The organism is Corynebacterium sp. CTNIH16, assembly GCF_032821655.1.
GTDB classification, from domain to species: domain Bacteria; phylum Actinomycetota; class Actinomycetes; order Mycobacteriales; family Mycobacteriaceae; genus Corynebacterium; species Corynebacterium marquesiae.
In genome coordinates this window covers 37,350-51,197 of sequence record NZ_JAVBIG010000012.1, presented here as the reverse complement: position 1 = coordinate 51,197, position 13,848 = coordinate 37,350, and the positions used below count along the sequence as shown (strand labels likewise).

Here is a 13,848-nt window from a genome sequence, read left to right as displayed (position 1 = left end):
CGCTGAACGAAGCACCGCCGCCAACGGTTGACCCCGGAATAAAGAAGACCCCAAAGGCAGATGGGGTTGGCAGCCGCAAACCCGAACTCCAATGAGCTACAGCCGGAATCGATACCTGCACCTGAGTCTGGCGGCCGGCGGGTGACGCGGCAGAGACCGCGGGGCGTCGCCAAGCAAAGCGCTGTAATATCGCGTGGAGGTTTAACGAAGCTGAATCGGGGCCCAATAGATGGGCCGGGAAGATGTGTTAGCGCCCGGGCGCGATTGAGGGCAACACATGAAGGCCCTCTAGATATCAGCAATTGTCCGATAATGTACATTATGTCATTTTAAAGATGCGTGCGGTTACCTCCCAGTGGTCTATCCCGTACACCGCTTACCGTCGCGTTGCAGAGACGACCTCCAACAAGGGGCATTTCCACCCCACTAGCCTTCTGTGAATCGACCGGGTGCGTAAAATCGGCACCATGACGATTCAGCACGTAGTAGATAAGCCTTCCCGCGCAGCTCTCTTTCTTGTCCTTGAAATCAAGGACGGTGGCGAGCAAGCCACCCGCGATATGCTCACGGGGTTCGCTGGGCTTTTCAAGTCCGTGAACTTCCGCTATAACGAAGGTGAGCTTTATACCGTAGTTGGCATCGGAGCTTCCATGTGGCCGCGTTTGACCAGCGCACCTATGCCTGAACGCCTGAAGGAATTTGAGGCAATCGATGCCGCACATAGGGCCCCAGCCACGCCAGGTGATATTCTTCTTCACTTCCGTGCAAATAACTATGACCTGTGCCACGAGATGGCCCGCCAGGTTCTCGATCAGCTCGGTGAAGCCGCCAGGGTCATCGATGAGACCCAAGGTTTCAAGTACCTGGATCAGCGCGACTTGCTGGGCTTTGTGGATGGCACCGCCAATCCCCTCGCCGAAGAGGCATTAGATACTGTGCTGCTTGGCGGTGACGCTGACTACCCCCGCGGCTCCTATGTCACCGTTCAAAAATATATCCATGACCTCGCCAAGTGGAATGAGCTGAGCACTGAAGAACAAGAGAAGGTCATCGGGCGCACCAAAGCCGACGATATCGAATTGGACGATGACACTAAGCCATCAAATTCCCACGTCGCACTCAACGACTTAGAGGAAGATATCTACCGCGAGAACATGGTCTTCGGCTCTTTCGCCGCAGGTGAGATGGGCACCTACTTCATTGGCTATGCCAAGGATCCAGAAAACGTAATGGAGCGCCTGCGCAATATGTTCATTGGCAAGCCGGTGGGAAACTACGACCGCATCTTGGACTTCTCCACCGCGCTTACAGGCACCAATTTCTTTGTGCCCAGCGCGGATCTGATGAAGAACTTCGACGAGCTGCCGCCGGCCTAAGGGCCACCTGCTTAACGGCCGGCCGCCTAACGCCGTCCCCCACGGTTGCGGTGGGCCAACCCAAATTGCACCGAGTCAATCATCCCGAGCGTCATAAGGGCCTCGCGGAGGGCAAATTGGAAGGTCCACAAGCGGCGGAAGACTGGGTCGAACCCAGCGGCCGCTGCCTCTCGCAGGTGCCCGTCGAAAAAGGATCGCTGCTGACGCAGGGACTCCAAGTAATGGGTGCCCACGTGAGTTTCGGACACGATGCGCAAATTGGAGTTCTTATCTACTAGCTGGTGCATCTCCGTGGTGCGCGGATAGTCCAACCCCGGCCACACATAGGCTCGCAAGGCCTGAAGCGAGGCCTTACCGGCCTCCGTCATCGACTCGGTCGCCACGATGGATTGGATTCCTGCCCGCCCATTAGGCGTCAAGAACCGATCGACTGCGCGGATGTAGTCTTTGCGCTCACTAGCGCTGAGTTGTTCTACCTTTTCTACGGTGACGATGGCGTCATAGTGCCCGTGCCACTGCTTGGGGTTCGGGACGACGCCGGGAATGCGCTCGATATGGATGGAATCGTCTGCCCCCTCTAGTACGAGGGCCTCGCGCATATGGCTCATTTGGTCCACATCACTGGTCAAAACGTCTACCGTAGCGCGCCGCTTAGTCGCCCGCATCGCCGGCTGCATTCCGGCAGCCGGGTATACCAACAGGTGGGTTCCAGCGCCGGTACGGGTTACGTCAAGCAGCCAATCCGCCGCGCGGCGCTGCGCATCTCCTAGGTCATCCCTGTCCACACTCGTGGGCTCACTCAGCGTCGTGACATCGACGAAGTGGCTCTTCGGCTCCTTGCGGCCGGCCTTGGGGCTATAGCTTTCCACCGTTTCCCTAATGGTGGTCGGTACGCCACTGGAAAAAATCCCACCTACATGGCTTAATCCATCGCCGGCATAGAGCCGAACCAATTCCAGTGGCAGCTCCCCTGGCTCCGACTTACCAGCACCTAGCATTTTGGCCTTGGGGAGGTAGCCTGCTCCCAATAGGCGGCCGAGCACCTTTACCAGCTGCGAGGAGGAGGTGACGGTCCACTCTCCTGCCATATAACTTTCCGCAAATCCCAGCCAACCGCTAGCGGCAATGCGCTCAAACAAAGCATCATGCCCCACCTTGAGATCTGGTCCACCTTCGGCTTCGAGGTCAAGTTCTAGACCGGCATTATCGCAGGCCTTGGCAAATTCAGCCTCTGCCCGTCGGGCTTTCATTCCAGGCCAACGAGGTGCGGGAACCGTAGCCACATTGGGCCAGGATTCTGCATCGATAGAGCTCAAGTGCTCAGGGCGGGTAAAAGACATGATGCCAGGTGCGCTCCTTGGTGGGCGGAGGAAGTCACTATCCGGAACAACCTTAGTCAGCTTTGTGCGCACCCCGGTTTAGGCGCTCCGCGCAGCCGCGCCGGTTCTTCCCACGGAGTCTGCAACGCAGCGGCGGAAGTTTATTAGTCATTAAGTATGCGCGTTCTGTTTGAAGTGTTTAGACTGTATGGGTACTAAACATTAGCTTTCTTAAGGAAGGTAGCATTAAATCCATGACTGATACCCCTTATCGCCCCAACGGTGGCCGCCACCACGTCGTCGTGGTTGGCGCCGGCTTCGGTGGTCTCAACACCGTTCAGAAGCTGAAGAACGCCGATGTGGAAATCACCCTCATCGATAAGAAGAACCACCACCTGTTCCAGCCGATGCTGTATCAGGTAGCTACCGGCATGATTTCCGCCGGTGAGGTTGCCCCTTCCACCCGCCAGCTGCTGCGTGATCAGGACAACGTCCACTTCGTCAACGCTGAGGTAACTGATATCAATCTGGCGGATCAGACGGTGACCGCCGAGCAGGACGAGTTCTCCCGCACCTATGCTTATGACTCCCTGGTTGTCGCCGCAGGTTCCGGTCAGTCCTACTTTGGCAACGACCACTTCGCCGAGTTCGCCCCTGGCATGAAGACCTTGGACGATGCCTTGGAGCTGCGTTCCCGCATCATCTCGGCGTTTGAAAAGGCTGAGCTTACTGACGACCCCGCAGAGCGCGAGCGCCTTCTCACCTTCATCATCGTTGGTGCTGGCCCAACCGGCGTTGAGCTCACCGGCCAGATTGCCGAACTGGCAAACCGTACCCTCAACGATGTCTACTCCAACTACGGCACCACCTCCGCCAAGATCTACCTGCTCGATGGCGCCCCACAGGTACTGCCACCATTTGGCAAGCGCCTAGGCCGCAAGGCGCAGCGCACCTTGGAAAAGGAAGGCGTACAGGTTCACCTCAACGCCATGGTGACCGATGTAACCGCGGACACCGTCACCTACAAGGACATGAAGACCGAGGAAGAGACCACCCTGACGGGTGCTACCAAGATCTGGTCCGCCGGTGTGGCCGCTTCCCCACTGGGCAAGATGGTTGCAGAGCAGGCTGGTGTCGAGGCAGACCGCGCAGGTCGCGTCTCCGTCAACGAGGACCTGACCGTGGGCGAGCACAATAACGTCTACATGGTCGGTGACATGATCTCCCTCAACCGCCTGCCGGGTCTGGCACAGGTTGCAATCCAGGGTGGCGCGCACGTCGCTAAGCTCATTCAGGCCAAGGTGGATGAGGAATCTACCGCTAATGAGAAGGAAGCCTTCGACTACTTCGACAAGGGCTCCATGGCCATCGTCAAGCGCTTCAACGCCGTCGTTAAGCTGGGCAAGACCGAGTTCGGTGGCTTTGCTGGTTGGGTAGCATGGCTCGGCCTGCACCTGACCTACGTCATTGGTCTGCGCAGCCGCTTGGCCGTGCTGGTTAACTGGGCAACCAATATCCTCTCCCGCGACCGCGGCAATCTGGAAATCACCACCCAGCAGCGCATCGCGCGCAATATCATTAACAAGAACGAGAAATAATATCTCCTCGCTCGCATCGCCGCCCCACCTGCTGCAAGCAGGCTGCGGGCGGCGATTTTTATTTTCCGGGACTGGCCCTTTATTAGCGCCGGCGATTCCACAACTGGATGCCCGGATGCTGGTTTTCGCACATAGTTTCCGTAACCTTTGTTAGGCTGAGACACGCAACATGGGGTGCCGCACACGGTGCGGCTGAGAAATACCCATCGAACCTGCACTCAGTTAGAACTAGCGAAGGGATAGTTGTGGATTATGCTTTTCTGCGCGCACACGACGCTGTGCGCGAGTCGACGCCGCTTATTCAATGTTTGACCAATAAGGTAGTCAGCAACGTCACCGCCAATGCCCTGCTGGCCATCGGGGCTAGCCCGGCAATGGTCGATACGCCAGAGGAATCGCGCGAATTTGCGCAGGTAGCCAGCGGCGTACTCATCAATTGCGGTACGCCCAGTTCAGAGCAATACGGCGGCATGCGCGAGGCCATCACTGGGGCGAACTCCGCGCACACCCCCTGGGTACTTGATCCGGTAGGCGCCGGCGGCCTGAGCCGCCGCACCGACTTCATGCGCGAGGTACTGCCACTTGGCCCAGCCGCCATTCGCGGTAATGCATCAGAAATCATTGCCCTCGCAGGAACCGGACGGGGCGGCCGAGGCGTCGAATCTACCGATGGCGTGGAAGCCGCCCTGGATTCGGCAGTAGCACTTTCCAGGGATACCGGCGCCGTCGTGGCCATTTCCGGCCCGCGAGACCTTATCGTCCACGTCGGCGCTACAACGCGTGCCGTCTACCTCGAATCAGGGCACCCGATGCTCCAAAACGTCATCGGTACTGGCTGTTCGCTTGGTGCTATCTGCGCCGCATATCTGGCCGCGTGGGAGGATCCTTTCGAAGCGATCATCGCCGCCCACGCGCACGTTGGTGCGGCGGGAAGCGTGGCCGCCGAAAAGCACCACGCCCCCGGCTCCTTTGCCGTTGCTTGGCTGGATGCGCTCTACGATGTTCCGACCGCGGACATCGAGGGCCTAGTCAAGCTCACTGATGTGGAGGAGGTTTAAGTGGCTATTGACTGGACGCTCTACCTGGTCACCGATCCAGATCTGGCTGGCGGGCGAGACAACGTGGTCCCCATCGTGCAGGAGGCTATACGCGGCGGTGTTACCGTTGTCCAGCTCCGGGACAAGGAAGCTAGCGATGAACAGATCGAGCGCACCGCACGCGAATTGCTTGACGTACTGGGCGATGTCCCACTATTCATCAATGACCGCGTAGAGGTGGCAGCAAAGCTCGGCTGCCACCTGCACATTGGGCAGGATGATATGGCTTTTCGCGAGGCCCGGGAGAAGCTGGGTGAGGGACAGCTTATTGGCTTATCCATCGGCAGTAACGAGGAGCTTGCTGCTATTGCGGACGATGCGCGCCCAGACGTCATCGGCATCGGGCCCGTGCATTCGACTGCAACAAAGAAAAACGCCCCAGCCGGCATGGGTACGGCTGCGGCCGCAGCACTCGCTCACGCCGCACATGAGCGTGGCATCGAGTCCGTCGCCATCGGCGGAATCAAGACCCATAATGCGCACGAGCTGGCGGGCAGCGAGTTTGCCGGAATTTGCGTAGTCAGCGACATCATGGCGGCCGAGGACCCCGCAGCAACCGCCGCCCACCTTAAGGAGGCTTTCCATGGCTAAAGGCATCTATCCCCGAGTACTATCCATTGCCGGTACTGATCCTACCGGCGGAGCAGGAATTCAAGCCGATCTGAAATCCATCTCTGCCGCAGGCGGCTACGGCATGAGCGTCGTGACGGCGTTGGTGGCTCAAAACACCCAGGGTGTCCGCAGCGTCCACGTACCACCGGTGAACTTTCTGCAGGAGCAGCTAGACTCCGTCATCGACGATGTGGAGATTGATGCGGTAAAGATTGGCATGCTTGCCGACGCCGCCATTACCGCCAAGGTCGCAGCCTTCCTGCGCCGCCTGCCGGCCGATGTTCCCGTGGTACTTGATCCGGTCATGGTGGCTACCAGCGGAGATCGCCTGCTGGAAGAGGAAGCAGAACAGGCCGTGCGCGATCTCTGCTCCCAGGTGGATCTCATCACCCCGAACTTAAAAGAATTGGCAGTCCTTACCCACACGAACGAGGCGAGCGACCTAAAAGAGGCCATTGCCACGGCAAAGGAGTGGGCAAAGGCTGCTAATACCGCGGTCGTCGTCAAGGGTGGGCACCTCGATGGTGACATCGCCGATAATGCGGTGGTCAATGCGGATGGGTCCGTGCACCGCGTTGCCGCAAGCCGAGTGGACACGAAGAATACGCATGGCACTGGCTGTTCCCTTTCCTCTGCCCTGGCCACCCGCCTGGGAGCCGGCGATAGCCCCGCGGCAGCTCTAACGTGGTCCACCCAGTGGCTGCACGAGGCCATTGCCCATGCGGATGCGCTTCACGTGGGCAAGGGACACGGGCCCGTGGACCACCTGCACCGCTCGCAGCGTCTCATGCAGGCGGCGTCTACCCTGCCCCAGCCGTACTTATCCGGCAACCTGGTAGAACCGGCAAATGTCGACCAGCCCCACGTTCCCGCGGCCGGCCCGCATACACAACGCCTGTGGAACCTAGCCGGGGACCACTGGGAGGCGATCAAGGCGCTGCCCTTTATTCGGGCCTTGGGCACGGGAGCGTTGGAGGAGGGAGCCTTTGGCTTCTACCTCGACCAAGATGCCCAGTACCTGAATGCTTACTCCAAGGCGTTGGCTCGCCTCGCCAGCCAAGCCCCAGAAGCGGCACAGCAACTGCACTGGGCTGAGGGAGCGCATGATTGCTTGGCGGTGGAGGCGGAGCTGCACCGCGGCTGGCTCGAGAGCAATATCACGACCGCAGCCTCCCGGGTAACTAGCGCCTATACGGATTTCCTGATCCGTTCGACGCACACGGATGACTACGTGGTGGGCGCTGCGGCGGTACTGCCCTGCTACTGGCTATATGCAGAAGTAGGCCTCCACCTCGCAGAATTTGATTCCCCCGAACACCCCTATCACTCATGGCTCTCCATGTATGGCGGCGAGGACTTCCTCAACGGGGTTCGCACTAGCCTCGACATCGTCGAACAAGCTCTCTCCGAGGCAGATGAGCGCACCCGCCTGCGGGCCGAGCGCGCCTATATCACCGCCAGCCACCATGAGGTCGACTTCTTCGACCAAGCCGATAGGCGCTTTTAGGCCAGTAAATCTGACCCAGGGCGCGAAAGAACGGCGACGAGGAAGGTGGAATGCTCCGAGAAGAGCTTCATGTCCCACGAGGAGAAAGTGAAGTCGACTCGGTAGCCCACCTTCTGCGCCATGTCGAGGAAATCAGCAAATTCCCACCCACGGCCCTCGCCAAAGCCGCTGACGAGGCGACCGCCTGGTTTTAGGGAATTATAGATATTGCGCAGCGCGGGTTCGCGGCCGTCCTTCGCTAGAAAGCCCATGACATTGCCCGCGGACACGGCGATATCAAAGGGGCCTTCTGGCACCTCTTCCTCGCACAGATCTCCCACGAACCATTGCCCCTCTGGGAAATCGTGCTCAGCGTGCTCGATGAGAATGGGGTCTACGTCGACGCCCACAACGCTGTGGCCACGGCGAAGCAGCTCGCCGCCGACGCGGCCGGTGCCACAGCCGGCATCGAGGATGGTGGAGTTGCGCTCCACCATGGCGTCGATAAGCCGGGCCTCGCCATTGATGTCTTTGCCCTGTGCGGCAAGCACCTTCCATTTGCGGGCAAAGTTATGGGAGTGCTCGGGATTAGCTTCGGTTACTTCTTTCCACGTAGGCATAGATTCGATTATATTACCCGACTTCGGTGTAAGATTTACCCGCTGCGTAAAATCGCCGCCTGCCCATTGGGAAAATACCCGCACTACCGCGCAAAGGAGGCTGAAAAGATGCCATCCGTACCTTCACCCTTTAGGGGCCGCAAGAAATCCGAGCCTCCTAGTAAGCCCACTTCCCTGGCGGTACCACCGGAGCGCGCCATCGAACATTGCCGCGTCTTTGTGGATGGCGAGGCGCTTCCCGGGGAGTATTCCACCAGCTCCGCGCTGGAAGCCATAGAGGAATACGGCCGCGGATTTATTTGGGTGGGCCTCCATGAGCCCTACGAGTCCCAAATGACCAAAGTGGCCTCCCAGTTTGGCATCCATGAACTTATCGTGGAAGACGCCGTTATGGCCCACCAGCGCCCCAAGCTCGAGCGTTACGATGATCAGCTCTTCGTGGTCGCGCGTTCCGTGAACTACCGCGATCACGATGAGGTCACGGATAAGCGCCAGATCATTTCCACCGGTGAGATCCAGATGATCATGGGCTCCAACTTCATCATCACCGTGCGCCACGGCGCAAAGCTGCCCAACCTGGCTTATACCGTGGAAGATGAGCAGGACTTAGTGGAGCTTGGCCCGGTGGCCATGGCCTGGAAGATCCTGGATATGATGGTGGACCGCTATTCGGAGATTTCCCGCCTTATCAGCATCGAAGTCGATGAGCTGGAAGAAGAAATCTTCACCCCGAACCTCAAGTTTGATGTGGACCGCATCTACATGTTTAAGCGTGAGGTGCTAGAGATGAAGCATGCCATTGACCCGCTCTCAGTGGCGCTGAAGTCCATGGTTTCTGACCACAAGGATTTAATTTCCAAACAATTGCGCTCCTACCTGCGCGATGTCAACGACCATGAGCTTGTGGTCAAGGACCAGGTCTCCAGCTTCGATGAGCGTCTTACCTCGCTTATCGACGCCTCGGTAGCCAAGGTAACCATGCAGCAGAACTCCGACATGCGCACGATTTCCGCAGTCGTTGGTATGTGGGCCGCGCCTACCCTGGTGGCGGGTATCTACGGGATGAACTTCGACATCATGCCGGAGCTGCACTGGGCGTTGGGCTACCCCATGGCGATTATCATTATGATCTTGGTAGTGGTAGGCCTGTGGGCTTGGTTCCGAAAGAACCACTGGCTCTAATCCATCCGGTACGCTCGTGCACTATGAGCGATATCACTGTTTACGGCGCTACCGGGCTGGTCGGCCAATTGGTGGCGCGCTACCTTGCCTCGATTAACGCGCCCTCTGTGACTCTGGCCGGCCGGAACCGACCGGTGCTAGCCGCGCTGCGCGATGAACTCAATCAGCACTGGGACATCGCCATCGCCGCCGCCGATGATGCCGACGCTGTGGAGCACATGGTGGAAAATACCAAGGTAGTAATCACCGTGGTCGGACCCTACAGCCTGTATGGCGGCCACGTCGTTGCCGCCTGCGCGCGCCATGGCGTAGATTATGTTGACCTCTGCGGTGAGGTTCCCTTTATTCGCCGAAGCATCGATTCCCACCACTCCACCGCCCAATCCACGGGTGCGCGCATCGTTCACTCCTGCGGCTTTGATTCCGTCCCTTCGGATATTGGCATGCTCAATCTCTACCAGGCGGCAGGAAAGCCGTTTGCACGGGTGCAGATGGTCGTCGACAAGCTCAAAGGCGGAATCTCACCAGGCACCATCGAGTCTTCCCTGCAGGTCTCGTATGCCGCGCACGCGGATAAAGATGTAGCCCGCAACCTGCACAATCCTTACTCACTAGACCCGGATCCCAAGGCCGGGCCACGCTTAGACGGTCTCCAGAATGACTTCGAAATCAAAGAAGTCGACGGCGTGGGCTGGGTAGGACCATTTTTCATGTCCATGTTCAACACCCGCGTGGTGCGCCGCTCTAACGCTCTGCTAGGGCGCGCGTGGGGCACACGCCTGTTTTACAAGGAAGCATGGTGGGCTGGCACCGGTCTTCCCGGTCGCGCCCGCGCCTATGGGCTGGCCCTCGCCACCAAGCTACTTTTTGATGGCACTCAGTCGCGCCTGCGCCCACTGGTGGAAAAGGTCCTGCCCGCCCCCGGACCTAGCGGCGCACATTTCCAGGTCAGCCACCACGGCATTACCGAAGATGGCCAACGCTGGCGAGCAACCGTGTCGGCACAAGGCGACCCGGGCTATGAAGTCACCGCAATGATGCTGAGCCAGGCTGCGCTCTGCTTGCTCGATTCGCGCTCCGGTACTAGCCGCGCAGGCGGCGTACTCACCCCTGCCACCGGACTTGGAAAGCCCTATCTGCAGCGGCTTTCCGCCCACGGCATGTCTTTTACCGCCGCTCGGATGAACTAGCGCAGAATCATAGTGCGCAAGGTGGTGCGGGCGATAAGCTCGCGGCCTTGCCGCATCTCGACGCTCCACACATGGGTGCGGCCGCCTAGCTGCACCGGCGTGGCCACGGCTTCTAACTCGCCCTCGCCTGTGGAGCGAATGAAGTCGCTGGAGTTATTGACGCCGACTGCGGGGGCGTCGGCAGCCGCCACGCTGGCAATGGAAGCCACGGTTTCTGCGATGGAGCAATACAACCCGCCGTTGGCTACTCCCCAAGGTTGGTGATGCTCCGGCAGCACCTGCAGTTTCGCACGGGCCTCGCGCGGGCCCACGTGGGTGAACTGCAGTCCTAGCAATTCTGCAAGGCCGCCGTTTAAGGCATTGAGAGACTCCAGTTCTTCTGCGTTGAGCACTCGCGTGTGCGCGAGGTGGAGCAAGTCATTGAGTTTCTGCGTATCCGACATAGTCCACCAGCCTAGCCATTGATGCCAGCCTCGCAGCCTAGTGACGTAGGATAGGCAGCATGACTGATAAGAATGAACTTGCTCAGATTGGCGTCGTGGGATTGGCGGTCATGGGCTCTAATTTGGCCCGTAACTTTGCCCGCAACGGCAATACCGTAGCGGTGTATAACCGCAGCCCTGAAAAGACTCATGCACTCATTGAGGCCCACGGTGAGGAAGGCAATTTCGTGCCCTCGGAAACCATCGAAGACTTTGTGGCTTCCTTGGAGCGCCCGCGCAAGGCAATCATTATGGTCAAGGCTGGCAAGGCCACCGATGCCGTCATCGATCAGCTGGCCGAGGCCATGGATGATGGCGATATCATCATCGACGGCGGCAATGCCTTGTTCACTGACACCATTCGCCGCGAGAAGGACGTAGCCGCCCGCGGCAAGCACTTCGTCGGTGCCGGAATCTCCGGTGGTGAGGAAGGCGCGCTCAACGGTCCGGCCATCATGCCCGGCGGCCCCAAGGAGTCGTGGGAGACCCTCGGCCCGATTCTTGAGTCTATCGCTGCCAACGTGGACGGCACTCCGTGTGTAACCCACATTGGTGCGGACGGCGCCGGCCACTTTGTCAAGATGGTCCACAATGGTATCGAGTATGCCGATATGCAGGTCATCGGCGAGGCTTATCAGCTGCTGCGCTATGGCGCAGGCATGGAGCCGGCCGAGATCGCAGAGGTATTCCGCGAATGGAATTCCGGCGACCTTGATTCCTACCTCATTGAAATCACCGCCGAGGTTCTGGCCCAAAAGGATCCGGAGACTGGCGCTCCGCTGGTCGACATCATCGTGGACGCCGCCGGCCAGAAGGGCACCGGCCGCTGGACTGCCATCAATGGATTGGAACTCGGCGTTCCGATTACCGGTATTGCCGAATCCGTCTTCGCCCGCGCGCTGTCCTCCTCCACCGCGCAGCGCAGTGCCGCCCAAGAAGGCCAGCTTCCCGCCGGCACCATCAAGGCGCTCGACGTGGACAAGGCCGAGTTCATCGAGGATGTTCGCCGCGCGCTCTATGCCGCCAAGCTCATTGCCTACTCCCAGGGCTTTGACGAGATTAAGGCTGGGTCCGAAGAATTCGGCTGGGACGTTGACCCGCGCGATCTAGCAACCATCTGGCGCGGCGGCTGCATCATCCGCGCCAAGTTCTTGGATCGCATCCGCGCAGCCTATGACAATAATGCGGACTTGCCCGCCCTCATCCTCGATCCCTACTTCAAGGGCGAGCTGGAAGACCTCATCGACCCATGGCGCCGCGTAGTCGTCGCCGCTACCCAGCTGGGACTGCCGGCACCGGTCTTTGCGTCATCCCTCTCCTACTACGACAGCCTGCGAGCCGAGCGTCTGCCGGCCGCTCTCATTCAGGGCCAGCGCGATTTCTTCGGCGCCCACACCTTCAAGCGCACCGACAAGCCAGGCACCTTCCACATTGAGTGGTCCGGTGACCGCAGCCTGACTCAAACCGACTAGATTCGCAGTGACGCAATTGGGGCCCTTCGGGGCCCTTTCGCCGTTCCAAGCAGGTCTTTCTCGTGGAATACGGCGATCCGCCACGCTGCCGATAGGATAGGAAAGCGATGACTACCTTTGCCGATCTCGGCCTTCCCCAGCGCCTGGTACACGTTCTGCACAACGAAGGCATTACCGAACCGTTTCCTATTCAAAAAGCCGCGATTCCCGACGCCCTTGCAGGCAAAGACGTACTCGGCCGCGGCCCTACCGGGTCGGGCAAGACCTATACCTTTGGCTTGCCCATGCTCGCCCGCCTTGCCGGAATCGGTGCTTCCAAGCCTGCTCATCCCCGTGCGCTTATCCTCGCCCCGACCCGCGAGTTGGCTACTCAGATTCACCAGCGCCTTGATGAACCTGCGGCAACGCTGGGCTTAAGAGCGCTTGCTGTCGTGGGTGGGGTAAATATTAATCATCATATCCGCTCCCTCGCCCGCCCCGTTGATGTTCTTGTCGCTACCCCTGGCCGTGCCCAGGATCTAATTGACCAGGGCAATCTGCATTTGGATGCGGTCCAGATCACTGCGCTGGATGAAGCCGACCAGATGGCCGATATGGGCTTTTTGCCCCAGGTACGCAAGCTTCTGCGCCTGACTCCGGTTCAAGGCCAGCGCTTGCTGTTTTCGGCGACGCTTGACGGCGACGTCAACAAACTGGTGCAGCAATTCCTCCATGCCCCAGTGGTCCACTCCACTGCCCCGGTGCAAGCTGCAGTGGATTCCATGTCCCATCACCTCTTTTTCGTCGGCGGGCGGCCCGCCCGCAACGAGGTGGTGCTGCGCATTGCTGCCCGCCAAGGCAAAACCATCATGTTCATGCGCACTAAGCACGGCGTGGACAGGCAGGTCAAGAAATTGCGTCGCTCCGGCATCAACGCTTATCCATTGCATGGCGATAAAGGCCAAGGCGCGCGTACCCGCGCAATCGAAGGCTTCGCCGATGGCAGCATTCCAGTTGTGGTCGCCACCGATATTGCCGCCCGCGGTATCGATATTGCAGACGTTTCACTCGTCGTGCACGTCGATCCACCCGCAGAGCACAAAGCCTATCTCCATCGCGCCGGCCGCACCGCACGCGGCGGCGCTGCGGGTACCGTAGTCACTTTGGTCATGGATGAACAACGCAAAGAAGTAGCCGCTCTCATTAAAAAAGCCGGAGTCACAGCTACGGAGCACGATATTTCTCACCGTGACAATCCTGCAGGCTCTCCACTACTCAAGGAAGTTACGGGCGCTCGCAAACCCAATGGCCCAGCCCTTCCCCCACCAGGGCATGCCTCACCCCAGAAGCCGGCACAGCCTGTCAAGAAGTCCAATTCCCAACGCCGCCGCTCAGGCGGCAAAGTCGCCCGCCGCCGACGCCGCTAAGACAAGGA

General features: G+C 59.4%; 12 protein-coding genes and 1 riboswitch. Of the genes, 9 read left to right on the top strand and 3 right to left on the bottom strand.

What is annotated here, in order from left to right; genetic code table 11:
• The first annotated feature begins 467 nt into the window (after positions 1–467).
• Positions 468–1,376: a Dyp-type peroxidase gene (locus RAE04_RS10190; RefSeq protein WP_317027283.1), complete on the top strand. Its 909-nt coding sequence runs from the start codon at positions 468–470 to the stop codon at positions 1,374–1,376.
• Positions 1,377–1,402: 26 nt separating this feature from the next.
• On the opposite strand, the gene RAE04_RS10185 is transcribed toward RAE04_RS10190, so the two are convergent.
• Positions 1,403–2,716 (bottom strand): class I SAM-dependent methyltransferase, encoded by a 1,314-nt coding sequence (locus RAE04_RS10185; protein WP_317027282.1) that lies wholly within the window; start codon positions 2,714–2,716, stop codon positions 1,403–1,405.
• Between the two features lie 233 nt (positions 2,717–2,949).
• Here RAE04_RS10185 and RAE04_RS10180 point away from each other — a divergent pair, with 233 nt between their 5' ends.
• From RAE04_RS10180 to RAE04_RS10165, 4 genes are all read left to right on the top strand, one after another.
• Positions 2,950–4,293 carry an NAD(P)/FAD-dependent oxidoreductase gene (locus RAE04_RS10180; protein ID WP_005324756.1) on the top strand — a complete coding sequence of 448 codons (1,344 nt, stop codon included), beginning with the start codon at positions 2,950–2,952 and terminating at the stop codon, positions 4,291–4,293.
• Positions 4,294–4,453: 160 nt separating this feature from the next.
• A riboswitch (TPP riboswitch) is annotated at positions 4,454–4,551 on the top strand.
• Positions 4,539–5,351: a hydroxyethylthiazole kinase gene (gene thiM, locus RAE04_RS10175; RefSeq protein WP_317027281.1), complete on the top strand. Its 813-nt coding sequence runs from the start codon at positions 4,539–4,541 to the stop codon at positions 5,349–5,351. Its footprint overlaps the riboswitch before it by 13 nt.
• Positions 5,352–5,981 (top strand): thiamine phosphate synthase, encoded by a 630-nt coding sequence (gene thiE, locus RAE04_RS10170; protein WP_317027280.1) that lies wholly within the window; start codon positions 5,352–5,354, stop codon positions 5,979–5,981.
• Positions 5,974–7,509: a bifunctional hydroxymethylpyrimidine kinase/phosphomethylpyrimidine kinase gene (locus RAE04_RS10165; protein WP_317027279.1), complete on the top strand. Its 1,536-nt coding sequence runs from the start codon at positions 5,974–5,976 to the stop codon at positions 7,507–7,509. The genes thiE and RAE04_RS10165 overlap by 8 nt, the downstream gene beginning before the upstream one ends.
• Here the strand turns inward: RAE04_RS10165 and RAE04_RS10160 are convergent.
• Complete coding sequence (locus RAE04_RS10160; protein WP_198493029.1) at positions 7,506–8,108, bottom strand: class I SAM-dependent methyltransferase; 603 nt, start codon at positions 8,106–8,108, stop codon at positions 7,506–7,508. The two genes, RAE04_RS10165 and RAE04_RS10160, sit on opposite strands and share 4 nt — an antisense overlap.
• A 108-nt stretch (positions 8,109–8,216) precedes the next feature.
• Between RAE04_RS10160 and RAE04_RS10155 the strand changes: the two genes are divergently transcribed.
• Entirely contained in the window at positions 8,217–9,290 is a 1,074-nt protein-coding gene (locus RAE04_RS10155) for a magnesium and cobalt transport protein CorA (RefSeq protein WP_239274276.1), read from the top strand.
• A 23-nt stretch (positions 9,291–9,313) separates the two neighbouring features.
• Positions 9,314–10,480: a saccharopine dehydrogenase family protein gene (locus RAE04_RS10150; RefSeq protein ID WP_317027278.1), complete on the top strand. Its 1,167-nt coding sequence runs from the start codon at positions 9,314–9,316 to the stop codon at positions 10,478–10,480.
• Here the strand turns inward: RAE04_RS10150 and RAE04_RS10145 are convergent.
• Positions 10,477–10,923, bottom strand: a complete 447-nt coding sequence (locus RAE04_RS10145) for a PaaI family thioesterase (RefSeq protein ID WP_005324747.1) — start codon at positions 10,921–10,923, stop codon at positions 10,477–10,479. The two genes, RAE04_RS10150 and RAE04_RS10145, sit on opposite strands and share 4 nt — an antisense overlap.
• Before the next feature lie 59 nt (positions 10,924–10,982).
• Between RAE04_RS10145 and gndA the strand changes: the two genes are divergently transcribed.
• Both gndA and RAE04_RS10135 read left to right on the top strand, forming a co-directional pair.
• Complete coding sequence (gene gndA, locus RAE04_RS10140) at positions 10,983–12,434, top strand: NADP-dependent phosphogluconate dehydrogenase (RefSeq protein ID WP_005324746.1); 1,452 nt, start codon at positions 10,983–10,985, stop codon at positions 12,432–12,434.
• A 107-nt stretch (positions 12,435–12,541) separates the two neighbouring features.
• Positions 12,542–13,840, top strand: coding sequence for a DEAD/DEAH box helicase (locus tag RAE04_RS10135; protein ID WP_317027277.1), 1,299 nt, complete (start codon positions 12,542–12,544; stop codon positions 13,838–13,840).
• The last annotated feature ends 8 nt before the right edge of the window (positions 13,841–13,848 follow it).

Bases quoted from the DNA above. Each gene is read 5' to 3' on its own strand.
- RAE04_RS10160 (WP_198493029.1), bottom strand. From the start codon at position 8,108: ATGCCTACGTGGAAAGAAGTAACCGAAGCTAATCCCGAGCACTCCCAT.
- RAE04_RS10190 (WP_317027283.1), top strand. From the start codon at position 468: ATGACGATTCAGCACGTAGTAGATAAGCCTTCCCGCGCAGCTCTCTTT.
- RAE04_RS10145 (WP_005324747.1), bottom strand. From the start codon at position 10,923: ATGTCGGATACGCAGAAACTCAATGACTTGCTCCACCTCGCGCACACG.
- gndA (WP_005324746.1), top strand. From the start codon at position 10,983: ATGACTGATAAGAATGAACTTGCTCAGATTGGCGTCGTGGGATTGGCG.
- RAE04_RS10165 (WP_317027279.1), top strand. From the start codon at position 5,974: ATGGCTAAAGGCATCTATCCCCGAGTACTATCCATTGCCGGTACTGAT.
- RAE04_RS10155 (WP_239274276.1), top strand. From the start codon at position 8,217: ATGCCATCCGTACCTTCACCCTTTAGGGGCCGCAAGAAATCCGAGCCT.
- RAE04_RS10150 (WP_317027278.1), top strand. From the start codon at position 9,314: ATGAGCGATATCACTGTTTACGGCGCTACCGGGCTGGTCGGCCAATTG.
- RAE04_RS10180 (WP_005324756.1), top strand. From the start codon at position 2,950: ATGACTGATACCCCTTATCGCCCCAACGGTGGCCGCCACCACGTCGTC.
- RAE04_RS10185 (WP_317027282.1), bottom strand. From the start codon at position 2,716: ATGTCTTTTACCCGCCCTGAGCACTTGAGCTCTATCGATGCAGAATCC.
- RAE04_RS10135 (WP_317027277.1), top strand. From the start codon at position 12,542: ATGACTACCTTTGCCGATCTCGGCCTTCCCCAGCGCCTGGTACACGTT.